The organism is Monashia sp. HAY1-5C (genome assembly GCF_056755255.1).
Genome location: NZ_JBPGXG010000377.1, coordinates 1 through 269 on the forward strand (window position 1 = coordinate 1; position 269 = coordinate 269).

The following is a 269-nucleotide window of genomic DNA, read 5'->3' on the forward strand; positions in this document are numbered from 1 at the left end:
AGATAAAATACTTCGGGACGAAATTTCAGGGCTTTTGCTTGAAAATCCTCATGCCGGAACAGGAAATATAGATGCTTCCAAAAAACCTTACGTGATTATGGTGGTGGGTGTAAATGGTGTCGGAAAAACAACGACCATAGGAAAACTGGCTCATCAATTTAAATCTGAAGGTAAAAAAGTGGTATTGGGTGCAGCAGATACGTTCAGAGCTGCAGCAGTTGACCAGTTGGTAATCTGGAGCGAAAGAGTGGGAGTTCCTATCGTAAAAC

At 42.0% G+C, this 269-nt stretch carries 1 protein-coding gene; it reads left to right on the forward strand.

What is annotated here, in order from left to right; translation table 11 throughout:
• Positions 1–269 (forward strand): AAA family ATPase (locus ACR9ZK_RS22110; protein WP_481344094.1); only part of this gene is annotated, 269 nt, incomplete at both ends.